Origin of the sequence: Vibrio sp. 05-20-BW147 (assembly GCF_013369385.1) — a bacterium.
GTDB lineage: Bacteria > Pseudomonadota > Gammaproteobacteria > Enterobacterales > Vibrionaceae > Vibrio > Vibrio floridensis.
The window spans coordinates 1-566 of record NZ_SZTO01000094.1; the positions used below are offsets into that span (position 1 = coordinate 1).

1 protein-coding gene is annotated in these 566 nt (G+C 40.3%); it reads right to left on the reverse strand.

The window, feature by feature from the left end; all coding sequences use genetic code 11:
- Nucleotides 1-171 precede the first annotated feature (171 nt).
- Nucleotides 172-540: a VOC family protein gene (locus FC652_RS20195; protein WP_176299912.1), complete on the reverse strand. Its 369-nt coding sequence runs from the start codon at nt 538-540 to the stop codon at nt 172-174.
- Between the last annotated feature and the right edge of the window lie 26 nt (nt 541-566).

The following is a 566-nucleotide window of genomic DNA, read 5'->3' on the forward strand; positions in this document are numbered from 1 at the left end:
AAGATACAACCAACTGATTTGACGTGATTAAACATAACGCCCAATTAAGGGGTGAGCAACGCTACCACCCAACTTAAAGCATTGTGCCATAAACACTTAATTTGAAGTAGAACCCAAAATGCTAAGCGTTGGGAATCCCTCTTAAATTGATTGTTATATGCGTACTCGAAGCTACATTGAAACTGCTTCGATTTTGTTTCCGTCTAAGTCACGAACAAATGCAGCATAGTAAGCTTCACCATACTCCGGCCTTAAACCTGGTTTACCTGCGCATGAGCCACCCAATTCAATGGCTGTAGCATAGAACTGATCAACAGCTTCTTTTGAAGGTGCATTGAAAGCAACATGAGCGCCATTACTTGATGTAGCTTTTCCTTCACAAGGGCTTCCGACCCAAAATTCAAAATTTTCACCATAAGCCGCTGCGATATTTTCTATATAATGAGCACGCTTAATAGACAACGTAGAAAGAACTGAGTCATAAAAACCAACCGCTTTTGCCACATCAGAAGCGCCAACTGAGACGTGATTTAGAATCATTTTTAAGTCCTTTTATTGTTTGAAAC

Bases quoted from the DNA above. Each gene is read 5' to 3' on its own strand.
- FC652_RS20195 (WP_176299912.1), bottom strand. From the start codon at position 540: ATGATTCTAAATCACGTCTCAGTTGGCGCTTCTGATGTGGCAAAAGCG.